Raw genomic sequence first — 25,671 nt, 5'->3', positions numbered from 1 at the left:
GCATGATGCCCCTGGTCGAAGATAATCTGCGCGTAGACGAGTCTGGGGAGTGAGGATGCACAACCGGGTAGGCCGCACGCTGCTCGCTCTGAGCGCGGTACTCGCACTTCTCGTGTCCGTCCCAGCAACGACGGCCAGCGCCGAGACCATTCACAGCGGTAACAAGGTCTGCAGCATGTACGTGAATTCGGTCGGCTTCGGCGCGTACTGCAGTTCCGGCATGGCCTACACCGGCGGGCAGGCGCCGCCGACTTGGCGTGAGCGACTCGACGGCCGGCCGTTCGTCCCGTGCCGTGACTTCGAGATCCCGGAGGGGATCCGACTGCCCAAGGCGCCGGACGGCAAGGAATGGGTCCTGCGGATCACCATCACCGACTACACGCTGGACAGCTACAACGGTGGTCCCGACGCGCATCTGGAGCGAGCGTACGTCGCGGTCAACGCGGAGGAGCGCGAGCAGTGCCCGTTCCCGGACTACATGGAGCAGTTCTGGTGGCCGTTCAAGAGCACGTATCCGCCTCCGGCGCTCCAGATCATGCCGACGTACACGCCGCGCGTGAACGTCCCGGCCTACTTCACGTTGACGCCTGACAGTTCGATGGCCGTCAAGAGTGACGGCAAGAAGTACACGCCGGAGGAGCTGACCAGCGGGTACTTCGATCCGAAGCACAACCTGACGATGCGCGGCATGGTCGTGCAGTTGACCGTCGACCCCGGCGACGGCTCCGCGCCGTTCAAGTGCCCGACAGGGATCACGCCGGTGGACGACCCGGACGGGTATGACCAGACGAAGGATCCGTTCAACCAGATCAACCCGTGCAAGCACATCTACAAGCGGTCGAGTGCGAATCAGCCGGACGGGATGTACACCGTCAAGCTGACCATCACGTGGGAGGTCTCGTACTGGATCGGCAAGGACGCCGGCGGGTGGCACCCGATCGGGCGCGCGAACGTGACAGCGGTGCAGCGGTTGCCTGTGCAGGAAGCTCAGGCGATCGGTGGCTGATGGTGGGGGTATGGAGGAGCGATGGTAAGGACGAATGAGCCCGTGCGCGCGGCGAGGTTGCCGCAGCGGCGGTCGAGCAGTCCCGGTGCGGACCGGCTGAAGGGCTTCGTCGCGCTGCTCGCGATCCTCGCGATCGTCGGCGGTGTGCCGTACGTGCTGCTGCGGTTCTTCGGTACGCCGTGGCCGGACCAGATGCCGACCCGGAACATGCTGTTCAGCGAGCTGAGCATCGAGACGGTGCTCGGCATCATCGCGTTCTTCATCTGGGTCGCCTGGCTGCACTTCGTGGTCTGCCTGATCGCGGAAGCGGTCGCCGAGATCCGCGGCCACGGCCTGTCGCCACGGGTCCCGCTGGGCGGCGGATCCCAGGCGCTCGCCCGCCGGCTGATCAGCACCGTCGTCCTGATCGCCGCCGGCGCCGGTGTCAGCCTGCCGGTCGCGAGCGCGGTCACGACCAGCGGCCCGGCCGCGCCGACCGCGGTGAGCGTGCGGCACGGCGACGAGCAGTCCGCGACGTCGCAGTTCCGCCAGACCGAGGCCGCGAGCACGATCCTGACCGGCAGCCAGAAGAAGGAGACCACCGGCGTACGGACGAACAGCGACCACAAGGGTCAGGTCGTCAAGTACACCGAGGTCCGCCCGCCGCAGGGCCGGAACTACGACTGCCTGTGGGACATCGCCGAGCGGTACCTGGGCGAGGGCCGGCGGTACAAGGAGATCTACGAGCTCAACAAGAACAAGTTGCAGCCCGACGGCCGCCGGCTGAACAACCCCGACCTGATCCTGCCGGGCTGGCAGGTGCGGCTGCCGGCCGACGCCAAGGGCCCGGGTGTGCACACGGTCCGGGTCAGCATCGGCGACAACACCAAGACCACGACCAAGACGGTCAGCTCGAAGCCCACGGTCGAGACCAAGACCACGGCCAAGCCGAAGACCACCGTCGAGAACCGGACCGAGACCCGGACGACGCCCGAGTCGAAGCCCGGCGCCCCGAGCCGTTTCTCGGAGCAAGGTGTCGAGCCGGGGTCGACGGTCACGATCGGCAACGGGAAGAACGATCCGGGCGCGAAGACCGCCAAGCCGGGGGAGCCCAGCGTCACCGTCGAGCCGCACGCTCCGGGGACCGGGCAGACCCAGCACGGCGAACCGGCCGGCGGCGGTACGCAGGTGCCGGAGGCGACCCCGGTCGCGTCCGACGGCAGCGGCATCGGTCTGCAGGAGGCCGGCATCTTCGGCTTCGGTGCGACGGTGCTCGCGGCCGGCTTGGCGCTGGCGCTGAAGCGGCGCCGCGGCTGGGCGCAGGGCCCCGGGCCGAAGGCCGCCGGTCACCGGCAGACCGAGGTCGGCCTGCGGCTGGCGTCCGACGTCCCGACCGCGCAGTTCGTGGACAACGCGCTGCGCAAGCTGGGCTCGGACATGACCCAGCTCGGGCGGCCGATGCCGAAGGTGGTCGCCGCGCTGGTGACCGACCGGGCGCTCACGCTGGTGCTCGACCCGTACGAGGCGCAGCCCGCGCCGCCCGGTCCGTGGCAGGCGATTGCCGAGGGCACGCGCTGGACGCTGCGCCGCGCCTACGCCCCGAACGGTGCGGTCAACGCGCCGGCGCCGTACCCGACGCTGGTGACCGTCGGCCAGAACGCGGACGGCGCGACCGTCCTGATCGACCTCGACACCGCCAACGGGATCGTCGCCTTCGGCGGCGTGAACAACGCGTCCCGCGACGTGGTGGGCTCGCTTGCGGTCGAGTTGGCGACGAACCTGTGGTCCGAGGGCGCGCACATCAGCATGGTCGGGTTCGGTGACGACCTGTCCTCGCTGGCGCCGAACCGGCTGAGCTACTGGGTCCGCCTCGACGACGCGATGGCCGAGGTGGCCCGCCGTACCGAGGCGCAGGTCCAGGCCTGCCAGCGGCGGAACGTCGGCTCGGTGGCCGAGGCCCGGATGTCGCATCCGGACGCGGCGCTGTGGGGCGCGGAGATCATCTTCCTGTCCGCGCCGCCGTCGCCGCAGGAGCAGGACCAGCTGAACCGGCTGGCAGCGGACGCCAAGCGCAGCATCGCGGTCGTCGTGGTCGGCGACGTGATGAACTCGCCGTGGCGGTTCGTCGTGGACGAGAAGAACCAGGCCGTCTGCCGGCTGCTCGGCCTCGAGGTGGACGCGCACAGCGTCAACCCGGAGCAGTTCGCCGACCTGGTCGCGCTGTTCGACGCGGCCGAGGCGGACGCCCGCGACAAGCGCCGCTCCGAGCAGGACATGCCGGCGTACGAGTTCTCGACCACCGACCTGAGCCAGCCGGCCCCGGTCGAGGTCGACCTGCTCGGCCCGGTCGAGGTCGACGCGCGCGGGACCATCGACGAGGGCCGGGTCGCGCTCTCGACGGAGATCATCGCGTTCCTGGCCAGCCAGGACTACGGCGTCCACCCGAACGTGCTCGCCGGTGCGATCTGGCCGCGCGGCATCAGCCAGGAGCTGCGCGACGCCGCGCTCGAGCACACCCGGCGCTGGGTGGGCGTGGACGCGATGTACGCCGACGAGTCGGGCCGCTGGATGCTGAACCGCAGCGTCGTACGGGTCGACTGGGACGTGTTCCGCACGCTGGCCAAGCAGGCGTCGATGGTCGACGACCCGCGCGGTCCGCTGTCGACGGCGCTCAGCCTGGTCCACGGTCCCGCCTGGTCGAACCTGCCCGGTGGCCGCTACTCGTGGCTGGCCGCGTCCGGCATCGAGCGCCGGATGGCCGAGGCTGTCGTCGACGCCGCACTGCGGCTCGCCGAGGCGGCCCTCAGCCACAACGACGGCAACACGGCGCGTACGGCGCTCCAGACCGGCCTGAGCTTCTCGCCGGCCTCGGAGGAGCTGTGGCGAGCCACCCTCCGCCTGGCGGCTCACTTCGGCACCACCGCGGACGTCACCAACGTGGCCGGCCAGATGTACGCCGCCCTCACCAGGCACGGCGGCCCGCGCGGCCCCGAGGCGGAGACCGACGCCCTCGTCGACGAGCTCCTCCCCGGCTACCACCGCCCCGCCCAGGTCGCCTGACGAACAACAGAACAGCGGTCTACGCCCTGAGCGGTCAGTAGCTGAAGGTTGTCGCGCCCTCATCGCCGATCCATTGCCACATCGGGATGGTCCCCTGTACCTCGGCTCCGGGGATCAGATCCGCTCTGTCGAGTTTCTTGGCGTCGAAGCAGATGGGGCAGACGTAGTAGCGGCCGCCGGCTGCCTCGTACCGCTTCATCAGGTCGGGCAGCGGCGGGCAGCCGTCGCAGGCGACACCGACCGCGACGCCGTCGACGGCGAGGCGCACGGCTTCTTTCGTCATGAACATGAGCGTGGCCCGGCCGGTCTCGGCGGCGCCGACGGCGACCAGGAACGCCACCGTGACCTTCTCCGCGTCCTCGAGCCCCGTGGTCAAGCTGATCACTGCCTTCGCGGTCATGGAATGCCTCTTTCTCCGTGGAGCGTTCACCGGCGCGATGTCTTTCGACGCCTCGGGGACGACGCTACGGAGCGCTGAGGGCGGGTGTCGTCGGGGGTTTTCCCTACGGATCGAGCGGTTCGAAACTGTCGAGGAGCCCGTTCTTCATGGCGAACAACGTGACCGTCGAGCGGGTGGAGGCGCCGGTCTTGGCGTAGATCCGCTCGATGTGGGTTTCGGCTGTCTTCGAGGTGATGTGGAGGCCCTGGGCGACTCGCCGCGTGGATGCACCCCGTGCGATGAGCTGGAGCACCTCGATCTCCCGGGGAGTGAGCCCGGCTGGTCCGGCACGCCGCCTGCCCTGGCGCTGTCCGGCCGCTGCGAGCACAGCCTCGACGGCGTCCACATCGAGCCTGCCCGCCCGAACCTCGGCGTGAAGTTCGGCTGCGGCTTGCTTCGCAGTCATCGCCGGACGGTACGAGCGGGGCTCGGTCATGGCACGGTAGGCGCAGGCCGCGGCGAGCAGCCGTCCGCTGACACCGATGGCGGGGCCGGACAGACCCCGGTGGTACCCCGAGCCGTCGCATCGCTCCTGGGCCAGTGACGCGACGGCGCCGATCCGGGCGAGAGCCGGCGGGCGGCTCAGCATCCGCTCGGTGTAGTAGGTGTGCATCCGCAGGCGCTCGGACTCAGACGCCGACAGGGGCCCCGGCTTGTCGAGGATCGTCGCCGGTATCCCGTGCAGGCCGATGTCGTGCAGGAGCCCGGCGCGTCGCAGAGCCACGACTGCCGGCCGTGCGAGACCGATGTCGGCCGCCGCTCGGGCGACGAGATCGGCGACCGCACGCGAGTGACCCGCCCGCGATGGCGATCGGAGGTCGGTGAAGTCCGCCATCGCTTCGAGCGCCGCGTCGAGCTCACGTTCGGTGAGGCGTGTCTGCAGGGCGGGTTCCTGGGCAAGGACGACGTTCCAGTCGGGCTCGGTCGCCGTGTCACCGAGCACCTCAGGAGCCAGCGCGCAGAAGGCGTCGACGACCGTCGGGTCGAAATGCGTGCCGCGGCGGGCACGGGCCACCGCAACTGCGGCGTCGACCCCTTCGGCGCGGTGGAACACCTCGACGGTGTCAGCGAGGTGGAACAGGCGCATCGAGAACGCGATCGCGTCGCCACCGACATCGTTGGGAACACCCTGGCCGTCCCACCGCGTGAACATCTGCTGCAACGCGCCGCAGACACCTGCGCCCAGGCCGAGACGCTCGGCCATCTGAGCCGTCGTCAGGCAGTGCGACATCAGGCCCAGCTGAATTCCCTTGCCTCCGGTGACCACAAGATTGGCGGACAGCCGGAGCCGTTGGAGTGCCGGGCTGCCGGTCCCGACGTGGCGGAGCATGAACCCCAACAAGGGCAACCCGGCGAAGTCGACCTGGTAGCTGTCGCTCCGGAAGGCGATGTCGTCCCCGAACCACGTGGCGACCTCGGGCGTGTCCGCCACGCACCCGACCCAGGCGAGCGTGGCGACGTAGTACAGCGCCGCGCGTTCCTCCGGGTCGACGTCGAGGTGATCGCCCAGACGCGTCGCGATGGCCCACGACCGGAGCACATGCTCCATCGGCTGACCCATTCCCAGGTCCGTGGCCAGCGAGAACGCAGCAAGCAGCTCCGTCAGCCGGAGCCCCGAGTCCCGTTCGCCCTCTTCCACGGTCACAGAGTACGAGCCTGCTCCCGCAGTTGATGGTTTCGCTGATTTGTCAGGTGAACCCCCGACGACCACGGTGTCGATCCTCCCTACCGTCGGCAGCACGACCATCAGCCTGGAGGACACCTTGTCTGGCACCCGAACGAAGTCTGATCCCCGAACGCCGGAAGGCAGCCCGCCGGTCCGGTGGTCGGTCGGCGGCATCTTCCTCGAGACGCTCGCCACCCGCGACTACGAGAGGATGGCCACCACGCTGGGGCCGGCCGTTCGCTTCCGAGCGCTGCTGCCTCCCGGCCCAAGCCACTGCGAGGGACCCGAGAGGGTCACCGACACGTTCAGGTCATGGTTCGGCAGCGCCGACGACTTCGAGCTCGTGGACGCGACCGTGGGCGAGATCGGCGGACGGCTCCACCTCTCGTGGCGCATCCGCCTGCGTCCCGCGCCCTTCGGCATCGGCGAGAACTGGCACGTCATCGAACAACACGGGTACGCCGACGCGACCGACTCGATCGAGACACTCGACCTGCTGTGCTCCGGCTTCCATCCCGACGGCCGGGTGGGGTCAGAGTGAGCGGGCGGACCAGGTGTCGCAGGCGGTCATGTCGCCGGAGTCCTTGCCCTTGGTGAACCAGCGCATGCGTTGTTCGGCCGTGCCGTGGCTGAAGCTCTCCGGGTCGACCTGGCCCTGGGTCTTCTCCTGGATGCGGTCGTCGCCGACCGCTGCCGCCGCGTCGAGACCGCGTTCGATGTCGTCCTGACTGAGCTCGGTGATCAGCGGTTTGCCGTTCTTGCCGGGGACCGTGGTGGCGTGGTTGGTCCAGATGCCGGCGAGGCAGTCGGCCTGGAGTTCGGAGCGGACCGCGTCGGACGTGGGGCCGTTGCGGGACTTGATCCGGTCGAGGATGCCGTACAGGTTCTGGACGTGGTGGCCGTACTCGTGCGCCACGACGTACGCCTCGGCGAACTCGCCGCCGCGGGCGCCGAGGTCGCGCTCGAGGGTGTCGAAGAACCCGAGCTCGAGGTACACCCGCATGTCCGGCGGGCAGTAGAACGGTCCGACCGCGCTGGTCGCCGGGCCGCAGCCGGTGTTCACGGAGCCCTCGAAGACCCGCATCGGCGCCCGGGTGTACTTCTTCCCGCGGCGCGGGAGCTCCGCGGCCCAGAAGCTCTCGATCGAGTTCTGGTAGAAGACGAACCGGCAGTCCGAGTTCGACTGCAGGTCGGTGCCCTTCTTGCAGGAGCTCAGGTTGCCCGGGGCCGTGTTCTGCGTGACCGGTTCGTCGCTGCCACCTCCGCCTGGCAGGCCGCCGGTCAGCAGCACGATCACGATCAGCAGGATGATGCCGCCGATGCCGCCGCCGACCGGGATCATCCCGCCCGGCAACCCACCGCGGCCGCCGCCGCCACTACCGCGGGTGTCCTCGATACCACTGGTATCGAGATCCGCATCCGGATTGAATTTCATGCCACATACACTAGACCTCAGTGCGGGGAAATTCGGCGTGCCCGTGACACCGCCTTGTCAGTCTGTAGCCCAGCGTAAGGACGCCTGCGACCCCCGATGATCACTGTCTCCCATCTCGAGGTTCGCGTCGGTGCCCGTCAGCTGCTCGCGCCCGCATCCTTCCGGGTCGGCCCCGGCGACAAGGTCGGGCTGGTCGGCCGCAACGGCGCCGGCAAGACGACGCTGACCAAGATCCTCGCCGGTGAGGGCCTGCCGGCCAGCGGCACGGTGACCTCCTCGGGTCAGATCGGCTACCTGCCGCAGGACCCCCGCACCGGTGATCTCGAGGTACTGGCCCGGGACCGGATCCTGTCCGCTCGCGGCCTCGACGACGTCGTACGGCGGTTGCGCAGCGCGGAGAAGTCGATGGCCAGCGCGGACGAGAAGACCCGCGCCAAGGGCATGCGGCGGTACGAGCGCGCCGAGGCGGACCTGCACGCCGCCGGCGGGTACGCCGCCGAGTCCGAGGCCGCCCGGATCGCGGCCAACCTCGGCCTCCCGGACCGCGTCCTCGGCCAGCCGCTGGCGACCCTGTCCGGCGGTCAGCGGCGCCGGGTCGAGCTGGCCCGGATCCTGTTCGCCCAGGCCGAGACGCTGCTGCTCGACGAGCCGACCAACCACCTCGACGCCGACTCGATCATCTGGCTGCGGGACTTCCTCAAGTCGTACGCCGGTGGCGTGATCATGATCAGCCACGACGTGAACCTGCTCGAGGAGACCGTCACGCGGGTCTTCCACCTGGACGCGAACCGCGCCGAGATCGACATCTACAACGTCGGCTGGAAGGCGTACCTGACCCAGCGCGAGACCGACGAACGCCGCCGCAAGCGCGAGCGCGCGAACGCGGAGAAGAAGGCGACCCAGCTGGTCGACCAGGCGAACAAGATGCGCGCCAAGGCGACCAAGGCGACCGCCGCGCAGCAGATGCTCCGGCGCGCCGAGCAGCTGATGGCCTCGCTCGAGGACGAGCGCCAGTCGGATCGCGTCGCGAAGATCGCCTTCCCGACGCCGGCGCCGTGCGGGAAGACGCCGCTGATGGCGCGCGAGCTGTCCAAGTCGTACGGCTCGCTGGAGATCTTCACCGACGTCGACCTCGCGATCGACAAGGGCTCCCGGGTCGTCGTGCTCGGGCTGAACGGCGCCGGCAAGACCACCCTGCTGCGGATCCTCGGCGGGATCGAGAAGGCCGACACGGGTGAGGTGATCGACGGCCACGGCCTCAAGCTCGGGTACTACGCCCAGGAGCACGAGACCCTCGACGTGAACCGGACGGTCCTGGAGAACATGAAGTCCGCCGCCCCGGACCTGAACGAGACCCAGGCCCGCAGCGTGCTCGGCTCGTTCCTGTTCACCGGTGACGACGCCGACAAGCCCGCGAGCGTGCTGTCCGGCGGTGAGAAGACCCGGCTCGCCCTGGCCACCCTGGTCGTGTCCGCGGCGAACGTCCTGCTCCTGGACGAGCCGACCAACAACCTCGACCCCGCTTCCCGCGCCGAGGTGCTGAACGCGATCCGTTCCTACACCGGCGCGATCGTTCTGGTCACCCACGACGAGGGCGCCGTCGAGGCCCTCGAGCCCGAACGCGTCGTCCTGCTCCCGGACGGCGTCGAGGACCTCTGGTCGAACGAGTACGCCGACCTGGTCTCGCTCGCCTGATTACTTCCGAGTAATATCCGGCGTATGACGGATCTCGGACTGCGGTTGACGGTGGACGGACCGGTCGCGCGGGTGGTGCTCGACCGTCCGGAGGTACGCAACGCGCAGACGCCCGCGATGTGGGGCGCCCTGGCGGACTTCGGTACGGCGTTGCCGGACGACGTCCGCGTGGTGATCGTGTCGGGGGAGGGGCCGTCGTTCTCGGCCGGACTCGACCGGCGGCTGATCATGGGGGAGAACGATCTGGGGCAGGAGCCGTTGCTCAGCCTCGGCTCCAAGCCGACCGACGAGGTCCTGGAGCTGATCGCGCGGTTCCAGTCCGGCTTCTCGTGGCTGCGACGGCCGGAGATCGTCAGCATCGCCGCGGTGCAGGGCCATGCGGTCGGCGCCGGCTTCCAGCTGGCGCTGGCCTGTGACCTCAGGGTCGTGACGCCGGACGCCAGGTTCAGCATGCGCGAGCCGGCCCTCGGTCTGGTCCCGGACCTCGGCGGTACGAAGCCGCTCGTCGAGCTGATCGGGTACTCGCGGGCGCTGGAGATCTGCGCGACCACGCGCTGGGTCGAGGCCGCGGAGGCGAAGGAGCTCGGGCTCGCGAACATCGTCGTACCGGCGGACGAGCTGGAGGCGACGGTGAAGGATCTGTCCGACGCACTGCTCGGCCCGCTGCCTGGAGCGATCCGCGAGACCAAGGCGTTGCTCCTCGGTGCCGCGGACCGCTCGTACGACGACCAGCTCAAGGCCGAGCGGGAGGCGCAGGAGCGCCGTTTGAAGGAGCTCCTGGCCGCGTTCGGCTAGGGCGTCGGGACACACGCCCTAGGGCCAGTTGCTGATCACCACGTCGTTCGGCGACGGGTCGCCCGCGCCGGTTTCGACGTACTTCTTGAGACTCAGCAGGAAGCTCGCCCACTTGGTGCTGCAGTGGTGCATGAACTCGACGGGCTCCTTCCAGCCCTCGTGCTTGAACAGGACGATGGCCCACTCGTCGGTCTGCGAGAGGTCGAAGCGGATGTGCGTCCCGATCCACTCCTCGGGACCGTCGACGACCTCCCAGCGGACGAGCTCGCCCGGTGCCGTCTCCAGGACCTTCATGTCGAACCCGTCGCCGCCCGCGGCCGCGAAACGGAACTTGATGACGCCGTCGGGGTCGCCCGTCGTGTCCTTGGTCCACCAGCCGGCCAGTCCGTCAATGGTGGTGAGGGCGGCGTACACGTCCTTGGTGGACGCGGTGATGCCGACCCTGTGCAGGATGTCGTTCATTGCTGTTGTCCTTTACGTTGTTCGATCGCCTCGGCGATCCGCTGGATGCGCTGGAGCCGGCGGTCCCAGGCTTGGGTGACGTCGGCGAGTTGATTGATGGCGCGGGCGAGCTGGACCTCGTCCACGGTGTAGCGGCGTTCCCGTCCGGACGGCGTGGAGTGCACGAGTCCGGCCCGGTCGAGGACGCCGAGGTGTTTCGCGACCGCCTGCCGGGTGACGGGCAGCCGATCGCTGAGACCGGTCGCCGTACCGCCGCCGTCCGCCAGCAGGAGGTCGAGCATGCGCCGCCGAGTCGGGTCGCCGATCGCCGACCAGAGCTCGTCGTCGATCACGGCCGCTGCGCCAGCTTGTCGACGTACGGCGCGATGCGGGGCAGGAAGTAGTCCCAGCCGCTCGTGTGGTCGGCGAGTACTGCGTCCGACTTGGCGGCCTCGTCGTACCCGGTCTCGGCGAACCGGAGCAGCGTGCCGCCGTCGACCGGGACCAGGTCGAACGTGACGAGCAGCGAGTTCTCCGCGGTGGCGACCTCGCCGTCGTAGTCCCAGCGGAACGCGAACCGCCGCGGGGGCTCGGCCTCGACCACGGTGACCGCCACGACCTTCGTCCCCTCCGCCTGCCGGAAGCCGACTGTCCCGGTCGCGCCCGGAACCGCCTCGAGCTCAGCGTCGTCCGGCCACCACGCGCGCAGGTGCTCCGGGGTGCTGATCACCTCGTAGACCACCTCCGGCGCGGCCTCGATCCGAATCTCCCGCTCGATGCTCCTGCTCATGCCCACTCGTCCTTTCGCAACCTTTGGTTGCATATGACTGTAGGCCAGCTCGGACGAATGCGCAACCAAGGGTTGCGGGAAGCGTGGAACGACCTCGAGTGTTATGAAGGTTCACGACAGGGAGGAGCCGGATGTCCGGACCGATGATGCGCGGCGGTATGCCCGGAATGGGTGCGATGGGCTGGCGGCGCCAGGACGCGTCCGTCGTCGGGCAGAAGCTCGCGAAAGGGACGCTGCGGCGGATCGTCCGGTTCGCGCGGCCGTTCCGCTGGTACATCACGGCGTTCCTGGTGCTGGTGGTCGTGTCCGCGTTCCTGGTGATCGCGTCGCCGCTGCTGTTCAGGAAGATCGTCGACGACGGGATCTCCAAGGGGAACGCGGGTCTTGTTACCGCGCTCGCGCTGGTGGTCGCGTTGCTCGCGGTCGTCGAGGCGGTCCTCGGTCTGGTGCAGCGCTGGTTCTCGGCGCGGATCGGTGAAGGGCTGATCTTCGACCTGCGCACCAGGGTGTTCGCCCACGTGCAGCAGATGCCGGTGGCGTTCTTCACCCGCACCCAGACGGGCGCGCTCGTGTCGCGTCTCAACAACGACGTGATCGGCGCCCAGCAGGCCTTCACCTCGACGCTGTCCGGCGTGGTCTCGAACGTCATCAGCCTGATCCTGGTCGTCGGCGCGATGCTCGCGCTGAGCTGGCAACTGACCCTCGTCGCGATCCTGCTGCTGCCGATCTTCCTGGTCCCCGCCCGCATCCTGGGCCGCCGGCTGGCGGCGATGACGCGCGAGCAGATGAACCTGAACGCCGAGATGTCCACGGCGATGACCGAGCGGTTCAGTGTCGGGGGAGCGCTGCTGGTCACGCTCTTCGGCCACCCCTCCCTGGAGAACCGCGACTTCGGCGAACGGGCCGGGCGCGTCCGCGACCTGGGGATCCGGATCGCGATGCTCGGGCGGGTGTTCTTCACCGCGCTGACCCTGGTCGCCGCGCTGGCGACGGCCTTGGTGTACGGCGTCGGCGGCAACCTGGCCGTCCGCGAGACGCTGACCATCGGGACGCTGCTCGCCCTCGTCGCTCTACTCGGCCGGCTCTACGGTCCGCTGACCGCGCTCTCCAACGTCCGCGTCGACGTGATGACCGCGCTCGTGTCGTTCGAGCGGGTCTTCGAGGTGCTCGATCTGGAGCCGATGATCAAGGACGCCGACGACGCGCGTGATCTGCCCGAGGACGCCGCGAGTGTCGAGTTCGAGCATGTCGCGTTCGCGTACCCGACGGCCGAGCAGGTCTCACTGGCCAGCCTCGAGTCGGTCGCCATCCTCGACAAGCGGGCGTCCGCGCAGGTTCTCGAGGACGTGAGTTTCGTCGTCCAGCCCGGTCAGATGGTCGCGCTGGTCGGGACCTCGGGCGCCGGTAAGACGACGATCACGAACCTGGTCGCGCGGTTGTACGACGTCACCGGCGGAGCGGTTCGCGTCGGCGGTCACGACGTACGGGAGGTGACGTTGCAGTCGTTGCACGACACGATCGGGTACGTGACGCAGGACGCGCACATGTTCCACGACTCGATCCGCGCCAACCTGCTGTACGCGAAGCCCGGCGCCACCGAGGACGAGATGGTGTCGGCGCTGCGGGCCGCGCAGATCTGGGAGCTGGTGTCGGAGCTGCCCGACGGACTCGACACCGTGGTCGGCGACCGCGGTCACCGGCTGTCCGGTGGCGAGCGGCAACGTCTCGCGATCGCCCGGTTGTTGCTGAAGGCGCCGAGGATCGTCGTACTCGACGAGGCGACCGCGCACCTGGACTCGGAGTCCGAGGTCGCCGTGCAGCGGGCGCTGGACACGGCGCTGGAGGGCCGTACGTCGCTGGTGATCGCGCACCGGCTGTCGACGGTGCGGAACGCGGACCAGATCCTGGTGGTCGACCACGGCAACATCGTCGAACGCGGCACGCACGAGCAACTGCTCGCCGCGGGCGGCGAGTACGCTGATCTCTACCACACGCAGTTCACCGAATCCGGCACAGCGGCAGGTGTCTGATGATCAAGTTGGGGCTGGTTCTGGCGGCCGGGTACGCCGGTTTCAAGGCGGCGTACCACTCCGAGGACGGTCGGCACTACGGCCGGACCGGCGAGCGCGCGGTCCGGACGACGCTGTCGCTGCTGATCGCCGGCCTCGCGGCCGGCGTCACCTACGCGGTGCTACTCCCGCACTGACGAGGCGCGCTGCGAGTCGTGCTCCAGCAGGTGCAGGACGGGTACGCCGAGGTGCCGGCGGGCCGAGTTCGTCCAATCGAGGTGGAAGAACTCCGCCACCACGTGCGGCCGGGTCAGGATGATGACCTCCTGACCGTGGACGGCCTCGACAGTCGCCACCAGGGCGTCGATCGGCCGGTCGTGGGAGATGCCGCCCTCGGCGCTCTGCCCGAGGTCACGCAGCCGTTGCACGCTGCGGCCGCTGCAGCCCTTGGCCTCCGTGTCCATGGCCTTCTGTGCCTCCGCGAGGTCCTGCCGCTGACCCGCGAGCCCGGGGCCGTAGAGGTCCGCCGTACCGAGCGCGCTGATCGAGGCCTCGACGCCGGCCTCGGCGTTGTGGCACGGCACGAGCACGTGGTACTTGACCGGCTCGGGCATGTCCTGGTGCAGTTCGACGACGCGTTTCGCGTCGGGTTCGGACAGTTCCTGTTCGACGAGCAGTACGACGTCGTACATCGTGCCACCTCCGGTGCTTACCAGTCGGTATGCCTCCATAGTGCCCCGGTCCGGCGCAAAAGTGTTCAACTGGATCGTTGCAGTCTCCGCTGTCCGTACGTTCGCAGTGCCCGGAGCAGGTCGACCTCGCGGAACGCGGGCCAGTAGAGGTCGCAGAACTCGATCTCCGAGCGCGTCGCCTGCCAGAGCAGGAAGTCCGACATGCGCAGTTCGCCGCTCGTCCGGATGACGAGGTCCGGGTCCGGAAGGCCGGGAACGTACAGGTGCCGGCCGATGTCCTCCTCGGTCAGCCCGTCAGCGACGTCCTCGAGCGACCGCCCCTCGGCAGCCGCCTCGTCGAGCACGGAGCGTACGGCGTCGAGGACTTCGAGGCGCCCGGAGTAGCCGATCGCGAGCGTCAGGTCACCGGCGTCCCGGTCCCGGCTGAGCTCGACCGCGTCCTTCAACGCGCGAGCCGTTGAATCGGGCAACAGATCGAGCTGCCCGGCGACGTGCAGCCGCCAGCGGTGGTCGCGACGTACGTGATCCGCGAGCACACTCTCGGTCAGCTCCATCAGGTAGCCGACCTCGGACGAGTCCCGCTTGCGCAGGTTGTCGGCCGACGCTACCCAGGCGGTGACGCAGGTGATGCCGGCGTCCGCGCTCCACTGCAGGAACTGCTCGAGGTGCTTCGCCCCGAAACGGTGACCGATCCGTACGTCGTCGTACCCGGCGCCGCGGGCCCAGCGGCGGTTGCCGTCCATCACGATCGCGACGTGCTGCGGCTTCGGCAGGCCGCGGAGCTGGTGGCGGAGGCGACGTGCGTACAGGTCGTAGAGCATCAGCGCTGGGCGCTGGAGAGTACGTCGGCGAGGTCGAACTTCACCGGCTCCTCCAGCTGCTCGTACGTGCAGGACTCCGGCGTGCGGTCCGGACGCCAGCGGACGAACTGCGCGGTGTGGCGGAAACGGATGCCTTCCATGTGGTCGTACCGGACCTCGACGACCAGCTCCGGTCGCAGCGGCACGAAGGACAGGTCCTTGCCGGCCTGCCAGCGGCTGCCCTCCGCGTTGCGCGGCGTACGGACGCCCTCCTCCTGCTTCGCCCACGCCCATGGGTGGTCGTCGAAGGTGGTGACGAGCGGCTGCATCTCCTGGAACAGCTCCTTGCGCCGCTCGAGCGGGAAGGCGCCGATCACGCCGACGCTGGCCAGCGTGCCGTCCTCGTTGTAGAGGCCGAGGAGCAGTGAGCCGACGCGGTCCGGGCCGCTCTTGTGCAGGCGGTACCCGGCGACGACGCAGTCCGCCGTACGCTCCGGCTTGACCTTGAACATCACCCGCTTGTCCGGCTGGTACGGCCCGTCGGTCGGCTTCGCGATCAGGCCGTCCAGGCCGGCGCCCTCGAACTGCTCGAACCACCGCGCGGCGACCTCGTGGTCCGCGGTCGCGGGCGTGACGTGGATCGGCGGCTTCACGTCCGCGAGGGCGTCGAGAAGCGCCGTACGACGCTCGCTGAACGGGCGCTCGGTGTAGTCGTCGTCGCCGAGCGCCAGCAGGTCGAACGCGACGAACCGGGCCGGGGTCTTCTCGGACAGCATGTTCACCCGGCTCGCGGCCGGGTGGATGCGCTGTTGCAGGACCTCGAAGTCGAGCCGGTCGCCGGACTCGCCGATGACGATGATCTCGCCGTCGATCGCGCAGCGCTCCGGCAGGTTCGCCTTCACCGCCTCGACCAGCTCGGGGAAGTACCGCGTCATGGGCTTCTCGTTGCGGCTGCCGATCTCCACCTCGTCGCCGTCGCGGAAGATGATCGACCGGAACCCGTCCCACTTCGGCTCGTAGGACATCGCCCCCAGGGGAATCTCCTTCACCGGCTTGGCGAGCATCGGCTTGACCGGTGGCATCACAGGCAGTCGCATCCCGTCATTCTGTCCCACGCCGCCGACAGTCACCAGGAAGCTCGTTGTCACGGCCCTGTGGTGGACACCGGACCGGGGTGCCCGGACAATGCCGCCATGACCTCGGTTCCGGTGGAGAGGACGCGTCCGTCGGACGCGGAGCGGGACCGTGCCCTCGCCGTACTGCGGGACGGCGCCGGCTCCGGCCGGCTGTCCCACGACACGTTCGTCCGCCGCATGAACGTCGTGCTCCGCGCCCGGACCCGCGGCGAGCTGGACGACATACTCCGCGACCTCCCACGCACCGAACCGCGCCTCGTCACCTGGACCCGGAACCTGCTCGGCCGGGGGACCGGGTCGCCTTCGGCGCGGTCCGCTTCTCCCTGACGTGGATGGATCAGCCGGAGTAGTTGCATCCGGTACTTTGGTACAGGTTTACCGTCGATCCATGGACGAAACCTGGGCCCCGGAAGCCTGCACGCTACCCACCGCGGAGCGCCCGTTCCGCGAAGCCGAATTCGACGGACTGTTCGCGCGGCATCTGCGGCGCGCCGACCGCGTGGACGCGCGGACGCTCGACCTCACGCTGAACCCGGAGTCGCGGACGACGGTCGAGGACCTCACCGCCCGTGAGACCGAGTGCTGCTCGTTCTTCACCTTCACGCTGACCGGTACGAGCGAGCTGTACCTGCGCGTGACGGTCCCGCCGACGCAGACCGCAGTACTCGACGGCCTGGCCGGACGACTCCCGCGATGAGATCGAGCGAACTCGCGGCCGCCGCCGGGGTGAACCTGCAGACCCTGCGGTACTACGAACGCCGCGGCCTGCTCGAGGAGCCGTCGCGGACTCTCGGCGGGCATCGCGTGTACCCGGACGACGCCGTGACGACGCTCCGCGTGATCAAGGCGGCCCAGCGTCTCGGCTTCACGCTCACCGAGATCGCCGAGCTGCTCGACACCGCGAGACATCGGCACGCGCGCGGCGAGGGCGTCGGGCTGCAGGCACGGGCACGCGAGAAACTGGCGGACGTGGAAGCCAAGATCGCCGACCTGAACGTCATCGCCGACACCCTGCGCGCCGGAATCGTGGCCGGTTGCGACGACCTGGAGACCTGCGCCGGCGACCCGAACTGCCCGCTGCCGTTCACGGAGATCGCTCAGTGACGGTCCTGAGGTCCGTCGCGCTGTTCGTGCTGGCGGCGCTGGCGGAGATCGGGGGAGCGTGGCTGATCTGGCAGGGCTGGCGCGAACACCGCGGCCTGCTCTGGATCGCCGGCGGAATAGTTGCCCTCGGCGCCTACGGCTTCGTCGCCACCTTCCAGCCCGACCCCCACTTCGGCCGCATCCTCGCCGCGTACGGCGGAATCTTCGTAGCCGGCTCCCTCACCTGGGGCATCCTCGTAGACCGCTTCCACCCCGACCGCTGGGACATCATCGGCGCCACCATCTGCCTCCTCGGCGTAGCCGTCATCATGTATGCCCCCCGCAACTCCTGAGGGTCACGGGACGAGGACGACCTTGCCGGTGGTGGCGCGGGTTTCCAGGGCCCGGTGCGCGGTGGCTGCTTCGGACAGGGGGAAGGTTGTGGTGAGGGCCTTCCAGCGGCCGGTGATGGTTTCCTCGAGGGCGGCGGCCTCCAGGGTGCGGAGTTGGCGGGTCAGTTTGGCGCCGATGGCCCAGCCCGCGGTGAGGCCGCGCGTCATCAGGTCTTCGTGGGTGAACTCGATGGGTCCGCCGCCGGACCAGCCGAACATGAGGGCTCGGCCGCCCGTGCCGAGCAGGTTGAAGGCTTGCTGGCCGTTGGGTCCGCCTACTCCGTCGAAGAGGACAGTGACCTCCTGGTCGCCGAGGTCCTGCTTGAGCTCGGTCGCCCAGTCCGGGTTGCGGTAGTCGATCGCGTACTGCGCACCGAGTGAGCGGACCGTTTCGACCTTCTCCGGACCGCCCGCCAGGCCGATCGCGACCGCGCCGGCGTTGCGCGCCGCCTGGACGAGGTAGCTGCCGATCCCGCCCGCCGCGGCGGTGATCAGGACGACGTCGTCCGCGGTGAGGTGCGCCTGCCGGAGGATCCCGGCCGTCGTCCGACCGGTGCCGATCGCCGCGACGGCCTGGGCGGCGTCGACGTGGTCCGGCAACTCGTACAGCGACTCGACCTTCGCCACCGCGCGTTCGGCGTACCCGCCCGGCACCATCCCCAGGTGCACCACGACCCGCTTGCCGACCCACGACGGGTCCACGTCCGGCCCGACCGCGCTCACCCGGCCCGCGACCTCGCGTCCCGGGATCGTCGGCAGCTCCGGCACCGGGATCGGGCTCTTGTCGTTCGTACCCGCCCGGATCATGGTGTCGACGAGATGAACCCCGGCCGCCTCCACGTCCAGAAGCACCATGCCACTGTCAGGAGCCGGGTCCGGCACCTCCTCGTACACGAGGTTCTCCGCCGGCCCGAACGCATGCAATCTGATCGCTTTCACACCGCAACGCTAGAACCTCAACAAGACTTGAGGTCAAGCGAGGAAGTCCCGCAGCCAGCGGGCGCTCTTCTTCACGATGCGTTCCTGTGTCGCGTAGTCGACGTACACGATGCCGAAGCGGCGGCTGTGCCCCCAGGCCCACTCGAAGTTGTCGAGCAGCGACCACGCGAAGTACCCCTTCAGCGGGAACCCTTCGCTCACCAGGTCCTTGCACACGGCAACATGTCGCCGCAGGTAGTCGAGCCGCTCGTCGTCCTCGACGGTTCCGTCCGCGGTCACGACGTCCGGGTACGCCGACCCGTTCTCGGTCACGTACAACGGCAGCTCGGGCGCGAGCTTGTTGATCGTGACCAGGATGTCGCGCAGGCCGGACGCCTGGATCGGCCAGCCCATCTGCGTCTCCGGGAGACCGGTGTCGACGGCAACGACGTTCTCACTGCCCGGCTGGCTCGACGTGCCGGGCGCCGAGATCAGGCCGTCCGGAGCGGCCACGGTGGTCGGGCAGTAGTAGTTGACACCGACGAAGTCGAGCGGCGCCCCGATCAGCGGAAGATCGGCCTCCCGCTCGGCGAACCAGGCGGTCGTCCCGGTGTCCTCCAGGACGTCCGCCGGATACCGCCCGGTGAGCAACGGCTCCAGGAAGAGCCGGTTCCGCAGCCCGTCGATCCGGCGCGCGGCGTCGCGGTCGGCGGGGGAGTCGCTGGCGGCGTGGATCGGCGCCGGGTTGAGGGCGATACCGTACGCCGCACCGTCGGAGCGGATCGCGTCCAGCGCCAGACCGTGGCCGAGCAGCAGGTGGTGCACGGCCTTCAACGCCTCGGTCCCCACGGTCCGGCCCGGTGCGTGCTCCCCGCTGCCGTACCCGAGGAACGCGGAACACCACGGCTCGTTCAGCGTCATCCAGTGCTTGATCACGTCGGACAGTGCGTCGTGGGTGACGGCGGCGTAGTCGCGGAACCGCTCAGCGGTGTCGCGGACCAGCCAGCCGCCGGCGTCCTCGAGCGGCTGCGGCAGGTCCCAGTGGTAGAGCGTCGCGTACGGCGTGACGCCGTTCTCGAGGCACGTCTCGGCGAGCCGTCGGTAGAAGTCGAGGCCTGCCGGGTTGACCGCGCCCGAGCCGGTCGGCACGATCCGCGGCCACGCGATCGAGAACCGGTACGCGTTCAGTCCGAGGTCGGCCAGCAGCCGGATGTCCTCGGCGAACCGGTGGTAGTGGTCGTCGGCCACGTCACCGTTCGTGCCGTCGGCGATCCGCCCGGGCGTGTGCGCGAAGGTGTCCCAGATGCTGGGGCCGCGTCCGTCCGACGCGACCGCGCCCTCGACCTGGTACGACGCGGTCGCCGCACCCCAGGTGAACCCGCTCGGGAAGCCGTTCGTCACGTCGTCTCCTTCTCGACCCAGTACCGCCTGTCCGGGAGCAGGTTACCTAACCGGTTAAGCAGCTCGTCCGGCAGGTCCGCATCCCGGGCAGCGAGCAGTGTGTCGACGCGGGCCGGCTTGCTGATCCCGACCACGGTCCCGGCGATGCCCGGGTCGTCCAGCGAGTGCCGGAGCGCGGCGGTCGCGAGGTCGAGGCCGTACTCGCGGCACGCGGCGTCCATCTCCGCCACGGTCTGCAGAAGCTCAGCCGGCGCCTCGCGGTACGCGTACTTCGTCGCGCCGGCCGGGTTCGCGAGGATCCCGCCGCCGTAGATCGCCGCGTTCACGACCGCGATGCCCTCGGCGCGGGCCCGCTCGAAGATCCGTCCGGCGGAGTGGTCGACCAGGCTCCACCGGTTGTGGACGAGCAGTACTTCGAACCCGCCGAGGTCGAGGTACCGCGACAGCTCGCGGGTGTTGCCGCCCGCCAGACCGACATGCCCGATCTCGCCGTCGGCCCGCAACTGCATCAGTGTGTCCACGGCGTCGCGCATGTACTCGAACTCGTGCGCCTCGGGGTCGTGCAGGTAGACCAGCGGCAGGTCGTCCAGACCCAGCCGTTCCTTGCTCTCGGCAACACTCGCCCGGACGCGCGCCCCGGAGTAGTCACGGCCGCGAGCGTCGACCTTCGTCGCGACGAGGAACCCTTCGGGCAGTCCGCCGTACTCGCGGATCGCCTGACCGATCCGGGTCTCGCCGGCGCCGTCGCCGTACCCGTTGGAGGTGTCGATCCAGGTGAGCGGGCTGTCGAAGACCCGCAGTACCAGGTCGACCGCTTCCTGTGTCGTGACGTCGTACCCGAAGACTGCGGGCATGCCGGCGATGCCGCTGCCGCCGGCGCAGACGGCGGAGACGGTGAGGCCGGTGGAACCGAGGGGGCGGAGCCAGTTGTTGGTCATGGGCGGAAGCCTATGGTGAGCGGCTTGTAGGGTCGGGGCCATGGTGGTGCGGTTGAGTGAACGGCGGCCGGAGGTGAGTCCGGATCGGCTGCTGTCCGAGTGCGTTCCGCCGCCGCGGTTCGCCGACGTCCGGTTCGGTACGTACCGCCCGGATCCGGACGAGCCGTCGCAGGCCGAGGCGCTGGCCGTGCTGACGGCGCGCGCCGCCCGGCTCGCGACTCCCAGGCCGACACCCTCGTTCTGGGCTCGGTTGCGTCCCGCGCGTGCGGCTCCGGGCAAACCTGGGATTTACCTCGACGGCGGTTTCGGCGTCGGCAAGACCCACCTCCTCGCGTCGCTGTGGCACGAGGCGTCCGGCCCGAAGATGTACTGCACGTTCGTCGAGCTCACGAACCTCGTCGGCGCGCTCGGACTGCGGACGGCGGTCGAGGCGTTGTCGTCGTACCGGCTGATCTGCGTCGACGAATTCGAGCTGGACGATCCCGGTGACACGATGCTGATCTCGCGCCTGCTCGGTCAGCTCGTCGACGCCGGCGTCGAGTTCGCGGCCACCTCGAACACGTTGCCGGACAAGCTCGGCGAGGGCCGGTTCCAGGCGGTCGACTTCCTCCGCGAGATCCAGGGGCTGGCGGCGCGTTTCGACGTACGGCGGGTGGACGGTCCGGACTACCGGCACCGCGGTCTCCCGGTCGCGCCGGACCCGTGGCCGGACGAGAAGGTGGAGCAGGAGGCCGCCGTACGCCGGAACGCGTCGTGCGACCACTTCGTCGATCTGCACCGCCATCTGGCCGAGCTGCATCCGAGCAAGTACGGCGCCCTCCTCGACGGGGTCGAGACGGTGGCGATCACCGACATCCGGCCGCTGACCGACGAGAACGTCGCGTTGCGGCTCGTGGTGCTCGCGGACCGCATGTACGACCGCAACCTGCCCCTGCTGGCGGGCGGGGTGCCGCTGGACCAGCTGTTCTCGGCGCAGATGCTGAAGGGCGGCTACCGGAAGAAGTACCTGCGGGCCTTGTCGCGGCTGATCGCGTTGGCCCGCGCCGCATGATTCCCTGAAGGAATGCGGATCGCGCTGAATCGGCTTACGGCGTCCCTGGCGCTACTGGCGGTGACACTCGGGCTGTTGGCTGCCGGCGGGTTCATTTCGTTCACCGACGGGGGAGGTCCGGACTGGACCTTCTCCGTCGCCAAACTGATGGTGATTCCGGCGGCAGCCGCCGTTGTCGTCGCCTGGCCGGAGCCGAAGGCGCGACTGTGGCTGGGGATCGTGCTCGGGGTCCTGACGCTGCTCATCGTCTGGGAGCAGGTCGTGAACGTCAGCTTCCGGTTCATCTGGGTCGGGAGCGAGGCCGAGCTCATGTACTTCGAGGGGTTCGTCTTCCTGCTGTCGTGTCTGCTGGTCACGACGGCGGGGGTCGCGCTCGGTGCGAAGCCCTGGTTGTTGCGCATCCCGGCGTACCTGATCGGCATAGCGGCGGTGACGATGACCTTCGGGTTGCTCTCGGCTTGGTTCTTCGGGCGCTCCTGTACGGGGGAAGAGGAACAGGGGTGCATGGCTGCGGCCGGTGGGTTGGTGGTGGGCATGGCGGCCGGGATCATCGTGTGCCCGTTGTTGATCCTCGTGGTCGAGCTGATCCTGTGGGTGCGGCGACGGCGGAAAGCCGCCGAAGTCGGCAGTCGATGAGGCAGGATGAGCGGATGGCGAAGCAGAAGAAGGGGCAGAAGGCCGCTGACAAGCCGGCTGTGAAGGCGCCCGTGAAGGCGACTGAGCCCACGGCTGGTGGGGGACTGCGGGAGCTGCTGCGGGTCCCGGCCGGTGAGGTGGATCTGGCGACGTACGACACTCGCGCGACGGCTGGGTTCAACGGGACGAAGGAGGACGGCAAGCTCGCCCTGGAGAACCTCGGCGCCGAGGTGTCGGACTGGCAGGAGCGGCTGTTCGCCGAGGGACGCAGCGGCGGGGAGCGGAGCATCCTGCTCGTGCTGCAGGGCATGGACACCTCCGGCAAGGGCGGCGTGATCCGCCACGGCGCGGGGCTGATGGATCCGCAGGGCCTGAAGATCACGTCGTTCAAGGCGCCGACGCCGGCCGAGAAGCGCCGCGGGTTCCTGTGGCGGATCCGGCAGGCTGTGCCCGAGCACGGGTTGATCGGCATCTTCGACCGGTCGCACTACGAGGACGTGCTGATCGCCCGCGTGCGCGAGCTGGTCACACCGAACGTGTGGAGCCGGCGGTACGACCAGATCAACGAGTTCGAGGCCGAGCTGACCGCGAGCGGCGTGACGATCGTGAAGTGCTACCTGCACATCTCGCCCGACGAGCAGCTGGCCCGGCTGCAGGCGCGGCTCGACGACCCGACCAAACACTGGAAGTACAACCCGGGCGACGTCGACGAGCGGCTGCTCTGGCCGGACTACATGGAGGCGTACCAAGCGGCGATCGAGCGCTGCAACACACCGGACGCGCCGTGGTACGTCATCCCGGGCGACCGCAAGTGGTACCGGAACTGGGCCGTGACCACGATCCTCCTGGAGACGCTGAAGGAGCTGAACCCGGAGTGGCCCACCGCGGACTTCGACGTGGAGAAGGAGAAGAAGCGCCTCGCGGCGACCTAGTCAGCTGTCCGGGTTAATGCCGTGCCGGCGGAGCAGTTCGCGGAGGCTCGCGACCTGCTCGTGCAGGCGCTCGTTCTCGTCCAGGACGGCGTTCAGCTCGGCGATCAGGTGATGACGGCGGCCGTACGTCGTCCAGCTCGCCGACTGCTCCTCGGCGACCACCTCGGCGACCACGGACTCGGACCGGCGGCGCCAGTCCATCCGCTGATCGAGCTTGCGCCGTACCCGGTCGACGTCCTCGGCGAGCTTGGTGATGATCTGCCCGCCGACGCCGTCGCCGTCATGGAGCACGCCGAGCAACAGGTGCTCGGGAGCGACCTGGTCCGCGCCGCGCTCCTTGGCCTCGCTCCAGGCGAACTCGAAGGTGCTCTTCGCCCGCGGCGTGAACGGGATCGATCCGGCGGCCGCCCCGCTCTGGCCGCGGCCGATGATCTCCACGATCAGGTCGCGCACGGCCGGCGCGGTGATGCCGAGGTCGGTCAGGACCCGCGCGGCGACGCCCGTCCCGAGCGTGATCACGCCGAGCAGGAGGTGCTCGGTGCCGATGTACACGTGGTCGAGGCCGCGCGCCTCCTCCTGGGCCAGGACGATGACCTGCCGGGCCTGTTCGCTGAACCGTTCGTACATCTGGATCCCCCTCCACCACTCCTGCTCGATGCCGAAGGTCAGGACCTCCTGCTGGAGCATCAGCTCGATCTGGAAGTGTTCCTGTAGGTCCTCGGCCGTGACCGGTCGGTGTTCGAGACGGCTGCGGATGAAGCTCGCGGCCAGCTGATGGCCTGCCTCTCCGTCCGCGATCTTGTCGAGTAGCTCGTCGACGTCCTCGACCGGCTCCAGCTGCAGTTCGGCCCCATTGAGTGCGACGAACTGCAGCACGACCGCGACCGCGACGACCCGGTTCGCGCCGTCGAACGGGCGCGCTCGCACCAGACCGGCGAGCAGTACGCCGGCCGCCTCCGCCAGAATGCTCGTCGACCGGACGTCGTCCAGGACGCGGTCGATCGCGTCGAGATCCGATCGGCGTACCGCGTCGTCGGACGCGCAGCGCAGGACACGCGCGGCGACGGCGAGGACGTCGTACCGACCGAGATAACGCATCAGTCGTCTCCACGCAGCCGGCGCAACGACTCCTCGTGCCGCGTGAGGTTCTCCTCGAGCAACCGGCTGAACCGCGCATCCTGCCGCCGCTGATCCACCAGCGCCGCAATCGCCTCCCGCGCCACGTCCGACACCGATCGCCCTTCCACCGACGCCACGGTCTGCAACCGCTCCGCCAACCCGGGATCGAGCCGCAACAAGATGTTCTTCGTGGAGTCCTTCGCCATAGATAGCAAGATATCACGCTAGTTGTATCTCCACGCAGGCAGAACCCCGGTTTCGGAGGCTCCTGGGGCCGTTTCAGGGGGTTTTGTCTGCGTGGGGGTACGCCTGTGGATAGCGCCTGCGCGGAGGGGGCGGTTCTTGCCACGCTTGCTCCATGGCCGACGTCGTCGAAGTCCTGCAAAGGTCGGGGGGCAGTGCGACGTATGCCCAACTGCGCGAGTACGTGCCCGCGCGGGACCTGCGGATCGCCCTGGCCGAGGAGCGGATCAAGCGGGTCGCCAAGGGCGTGTACGCACTGCCGCTCGACGTCTCACCCTTGACCGTCGCGCGGTCCTACGGCGGGGTGCTGTCGCACGAAAGCGCGGCGGAACACCTCGGGCTCGACGTGGTCACGACTCCGCTCAAGCCCCACGTGACTGTCGGGCGCAACCAGCGCCGGAGGATCTCGCGGCTGGCGTGCACGCTGCACTGGGGCGATGTAGCCGAGTTCGACGGCGCGACGACACCGGTGCGCACCCTGCTCGACTGCGCGCGGACCCTCCCGTTCTGCGAGGCTCTGGCGATCGTCGACTCGGCGCTGCGCAAGGGCCTGGTGACGCGCGACGAACTACTCGACGCGGCGTTCGCGGTCCGAGGGCCTGGGCGAGCGCGAGGGATCAAGCTGGCCGAGGCGGGCGACCCGCGGGCGGCGTCCGCCTTGGAATCGGTACTGCGGGCGCGCGTCCTGGAGGCCGGTTGCCGTGGCTTCGTTCCGCAGTTGGTGATCGCCGACGACGACTTCTTCGCCCGCGTCGACCTCGGGCACCCGGAGTTGCGCATCGTCCTGGAGGCCGATTCGTTCGCCTACCACGCGTCCCGTGAGGCGCTGCGTCGCGACTGCCGCCGCTACGTCAACCTGGCGATGCGCGGTTGGACCCTGCTCCGCTTCTCCTGGGAGGACGTTGTGCTGGATGACGGATGGGTCGCTGAGGCGTTGGCTGCCGTCCGCGATGGACGGCCACGCAGGCAGAACCCCCGAAAACGGGCCGCTTGAGGGGCTTGGCAGGGGGTTCTG

Annotated in this window: 29 protein-coding genes; 15 read left to right on the top strand and 14 right to left on the bottom strand. The window is 69.3% G+C overall.

All coding sequences use genetic code 11. From position 1 onward, the window contains the following. Window positions 1-55: 55 nt before the first annotated feature. Both BJY22_RS28405 and BJY22_RS28400 read left to right on the top strand, forming a co-directional pair. On the top strand, window positions 56-1,006 hold the full coding sequence (locus BJY22_RS28405; protein ID WP_167212611.1) for a hypothetical protein: 951 nt from the start codon (window positions 56-58) through the stop codon (window positions 1,004-1,006). 21 nt (window positions 1,007-1,027) lie between these two features. Then, complete coding sequence (locus BJY22_RS28400) at window positions 1,028-4,045, top strand: LysM peptidoglycan-binding domain-containing protein (protein ID WP_167212606.1); 3,018 nt, start codon at window positions 1,028-1,030, stop codon at window positions 4,043-4,045. A gap of 34 nt (window positions 4,046-4,079) precedes the next feature. On the opposite strand, the gene BJY22_RS28395 is transcribed toward BJY22_RS28400, so the two are convergent. Then, on the bottom strand, window positions 4,080-4,445 hold the full coding sequence (locus BJY22_RS28395) for a DsrE family protein (protein WP_167212605.1): 366 nt from the start codon (window positions 4,443-4,445) through the stop codon (window positions 4,080-4,082). Between the two features lie 103 nt (window positions 4,446-4,548). Beyond that, window positions 4,549-6,123, bottom strand: coding sequence for an HD domain-containing phosphohydrolase (locus BJY22_RS28390; protein WP_337759301.1), 1,575 nt, complete (start codon window positions 6,121-6,123; stop codon window positions 4,549-4,551). A gap of 124 nt (window positions 6,124-6,247) precedes the next feature. On the opposite strand from BJY22_RS28390, the gene BJY22_RS28385 reads away from it, so the two are divergent. Then, on the top strand, window positions 6,248-6,691 hold the full coding sequence (locus BJY22_RS28385; RefSeq protein ID WP_167212602.1) for a hypothetical protein: 444 nt from the start codon (window positions 6,248-6,250) through the stop codon (window positions 6,689-6,691). Here BJY22_RS28385 and ypfJ read toward each other — a convergent pair. Continuing rightward, window positions 6,683-7,585 carry a KPN_02809 family neutral zinc metallopeptidase gene (gene ypfJ, locus BJY22_RS28380; protein WP_167212599.1) on the bottom strand — a complete coding sequence of 301 codons (903 nt, stop codon included), beginning with the start codon at window positions 7,583-7,585 and terminating at the stop codon, window positions 6,683-6,685. The genes BJY22_RS28385 and ypfJ overlap by 9 nt on opposite strands. Before the next feature lie 96 nt (window positions 7,586-7,681). Between ypfJ and BJY22_RS28375 the strand changes: the two genes are divergently transcribed. Together BJY22_RS28375 and BJY22_RS28370 are read left to right on the top strand one after the other, a co-directional pair. After that, window positions 7,682-9,280, top strand: coding sequence for an ABC-F family ATP-binding cassette domain-containing protein (locus BJY22_RS28375; RefSeq protein ID WP_167212596.1), 1,599 nt, complete (start codon window positions 7,682-7,684; stop codon window positions 9,278-9,280). A gap of 24 nt (window positions 9,281-9,304) precedes the next feature. Further along, a complete protein-coding gene (locus tag BJY22_RS28370; RefSeq protein WP_167212593.1) occupies window positions 9,305-10,075 on the top strand; it encodes an enoyl-CoA hydratase/isomerase family protein in 771 nt (256 codons plus the stop codon). A gap of 18 nt (window positions 10,076-10,093) precedes the next feature. On the opposite strand, the gene BJY22_RS28365 is transcribed toward BJY22_RS28370, so the two are convergent. From BJY22_RS28365 to BJY22_RS28355, 3 genes are read right to left on the bottom strand one after another with little or no spacing between them, the layout of a single operon-like run. Next, on the bottom strand, window positions 10,094-10,537 hold the full coding sequence (locus BJY22_RS28365) for an SRPBCC family protein (RefSeq protein WP_167212590.1): 444 nt from the start codon (window positions 10,535-10,537) through the stop codon (window positions 10,094-10,096). Beyond that, window positions 10,534-10,869, bottom strand: a complete 336-nt coding sequence (locus BJY22_RS28360) for an ArsR/SmtB family transcription factor (RefSeq protein WP_337759297.1) — start codon at window positions 10,867-10,869, stop codon at window positions 10,534-10,536. Before BJY22_RS28360 ends, BJY22_RS28365 begins: the two co-directional genes overlap by 4 nt. Continuing rightward, complete coding sequence (locus BJY22_RS28355; RefSeq protein WP_167212587.1) at window positions 10,866-11,306, bottom strand: SRPBCC domain-containing protein; 441 nt, start codon at window positions 11,304-11,306, stop codon at window positions 10,866-10,868. The genes BJY22_RS28360 and BJY22_RS28355 overlap by 4 nt, the downstream gene beginning before the upstream one ends. A gap of 131 nt (window positions 11,307-11,437) precedes the next feature. Here BJY22_RS28355 and BJY22_RS28350 point away from each other — a divergent pair, with 131 nt between their 5' ends. Both BJY22_RS28350 and BJY22_RS28345 read left to right on the top strand, forming a co-directional pair. Then, window positions 11,438-13,336: an ABC transporter ATP-binding protein gene (locus BJY22_RS28350; protein WP_167212584.1), complete on the top strand. Its 1,899-nt coding sequence runs from the start codon at window positions 11,438-11,440 to the stop codon at window positions 13,334-13,336. Further along, entirely contained in the window at window positions 13,336-13,512 is a 177-nt protein-coding gene (locus BJY22_RS28345) for a hypothetical protein (protein ID WP_167212581.1), read from the top strand. The genes BJY22_RS28350 and BJY22_RS28345 overlap by 1 nt, the downstream gene beginning before the upstream one ends. Here BJY22_RS28345 and BJY22_RS28340 read toward each other — a convergent pair. The 3 genes from BJY22_RS28340 to BJY22_RS28330 all read right to left on the bottom strand — a co-directional run bounded on the left by BJY22_RS28340 (window position 13,498) and on the right by BJY22_RS28330 (window position 15,904). Continuing rightward, a complete protein-coding gene (locus BJY22_RS28340; RefSeq protein WP_167212577.1) occupies window positions 13,498-14,007 on the bottom strand; it encodes a hypothetical protein in 510 nt (169 codons plus the stop codon). The two genes, BJY22_RS28345 and BJY22_RS28340, sit on opposite strands and share 15 nt — an antisense overlap. 65 nt (window positions 14,008-14,072) lie before the next feature. Next, a complete protein-coding gene (uppS, locus tag BJY22_RS28335) occupies window positions 14,073-14,828 on the bottom strand; it encodes a polyprenyl diphosphate synthase (protein ID WP_167212574.1) in 756 nt (251 codons plus the stop codon). Then, a complete protein-coding gene (locus BJY22_RS28330; RefSeq protein WP_167212570.1) occupies window positions 14,828-15,904 on the bottom strand; it encodes an ATP-dependent DNA ligase in 1,077 nt (358 codons plus the stop codon). Before BJY22_RS28330 ends, uppS begins: the two co-directional genes overlap by 1 nt. Before the next feature lie 96 nt (window positions 15,905-16,000). Here BJY22_RS28330 and BJY22_RS28325 point away from each other — a divergent pair, with 96 nt between their 5' ends. The 4 genes from BJY22_RS28325 to BJY22_RS28310 all read left to right on the top strand — a co-directional run bounded on the left by BJY22_RS28325 (window position 16,001) and on the right by BJY22_RS28310 (window position 17,379). Next, window positions 16,001-16,270, top strand: a complete 270-nt coding sequence (locus BJY22_RS28325; protein WP_167212568.1) for a DUF1707 SHOCT-like domain-containing protein — start codon at window positions 16,001-16,003, stop codon at window positions 16,268-16,270. 61 nt (window positions 16,271-16,331) lie between these two features. Continuing rightward, a complete protein-coding gene (locus tag BJY22_RS28320; RefSeq protein ID WP_167212565.1) occupies window positions 16,332-16,640 on the top strand; it encodes a hypothetical protein in 309 nt (102 codons plus the stop codon). Further along, entirely contained in the window at window positions 16,637-17,047 is a 411-nt protein-coding gene (locus BJY22_RS28315) for a MerR family transcriptional regulator (protein WP_167212562.1), read from the top strand. Before BJY22_RS28320 ends, BJY22_RS28315 begins: the two co-directional genes overlap by 4 nt. Further along, the gene (locus BJY22_RS28310; RefSeq protein ID WP_167212559.1) at window positions 17,044-17,379 is read left to right on the top strand and encodes a YnfA family protein; all 336 of its coding nucleotides are present in this window, start codon (window positions 17,044-17,046) and stop codon (window positions 17,377-17,379) included. The genes BJY22_RS28315 and BJY22_RS28310 overlap by 4 nt, the downstream gene beginning before the upstream one ends. A gap of 3 nt (window positions 17,380-17,382) precedes the next feature. Here the strand turns inward: BJY22_RS28310 and BJY22_RS28305 are convergent, their stop codons facing one another. Genes BJY22_RS28305 through BJY22_RS28295 form a run of 3 tightly spaced genes read right to left on the bottom strand, consistent with a single transcriptional unit; the run spans window position 17,383 to window position 20,675 of the window. Next, complete coding sequence (locus tag BJY22_RS28305; protein ID WP_167212557.1) at window positions 17,383-18,357, bottom strand: zinc-binding dehydrogenase; 975 nt, start codon at window positions 18,355-18,357, stop codon at window positions 17,383-17,385. A gap of 33 nt (window positions 18,358-18,390) precedes the next feature. After that, a complete protein-coding gene (locus BJY22_RS28300; RefSeq protein WP_167212554.1) occupies window positions 18,391-19,737 on the bottom strand; it encodes a GH1 family beta-glucosidase in 1,347 nt (448 codons plus the stop codon). After that, a complete protein-coding gene (locus BJY22_RS28295) occupies window positions 19,734-20,675 on the bottom strand; it encodes an aldo/keto reductase (protein ID WP_238350486.1) in 942 nt (313 codons plus the stop codon). Before BJY22_RS28295 ends, BJY22_RS28300 begins: the two co-directional genes overlap by 4 nt. Before the next feature lie 40 nt (window positions 20,676-20,715). On the opposite strand from BJY22_RS28295, the gene zapE reads away from it, so the two are divergent. From zapE to BJY22_RS28280, 3 genes are read left to right on the top strand one after another with little or no spacing between them, the layout of a single operon-like run. Continuing rightward, window positions 20,716-21,726: a cell division protein ZapE gene (zapE, locus tag BJY22_RS28290; protein WP_167212548.1), complete on the top strand. Its 1,011-nt coding sequence runs from the start codon at window positions 20,716-20,718 to the stop codon at window positions 21,724-21,726. A 12-nt stretch (window positions 21,727-21,738) separates the two neighbouring features. Continuing rightward, complete coding sequence (locus tag BJY22_RS28285; protein WP_167212545.1) at window positions 21,739-22,362, top strand: hypothetical protein; 624 nt, start codon at window positions 21,739-21,741, stop codon at window positions 22,360-22,362. A gap of 14 nt (window positions 22,363-22,376) precedes the next feature. Next, window positions 22,377-23,294, top strand: coding sequence for a polyphosphate kinase 2 family protein (locus tag BJY22_RS28280; RefSeq protein WP_202891298.1), 918 nt, complete (start codon window positions 22,377-22,379; stop codon window positions 23,292-23,294). Here BJY22_RS28280 and BJY22_RS28275 read toward each other — a convergent pair whose 3' ends face one another. Together BJY22_RS28275 and BJY22_RS28270 are read right to left on the bottom strand one after the other, a co-directional pair. Then, on the bottom strand, window positions 23,295-24,392 hold the full coding sequence (locus BJY22_RS28275) for a Clp protease N-terminal domain-containing protein (protein WP_167212538.1): 1,098 nt from the start codon (window positions 24,390-24,392) through the stop codon (window positions 23,295-23,297). Further along, window positions 24,392-24,619, bottom strand: coding sequence for a ribbon-helix-helix protein, CopG family (locus tag BJY22_RS28270; RefSeq protein ID WP_167212535.1), 228 nt, complete (start codon window positions 24,617-24,619; stop codon window positions 24,392-24,394). The genes BJY22_RS28275 and BJY22_RS28270 overlap by 1 nt, the downstream gene beginning before the upstream one ends. Window positions 24,620-24,771: 152 nt before the next feature. On the opposite strand from BJY22_RS28270, the gene BJY22_RS28265 reads away from it, so the two are divergent. Next, window positions 24,772-25,650 (top strand): DUF559 domain-containing protein, encoded by an 879-nt coding sequence (locus BJY22_RS28265; protein WP_167212532.1) that lies wholly within the window; start codon window positions 24,772-24,774, stop codon window positions 25,648-25,650. Window positions 25,651-25,671: the final 21 nt, after the last annotated feature.

It is taken from the genome of Kribbella shirazensis, from assembly GCF_011761605.1.
Taxonomy (GTDB): domain Bacteria; phylum Actinomycetota; class Actinomycetes; order Propionibacteriales; family Kribbellaceae; genus Kribbella; species Kribbella shirazensis.
Note: the sequence above shows the minus strand (reverse complement) of the source record. Positions and strands in the feature narration are given on the sequence as shown.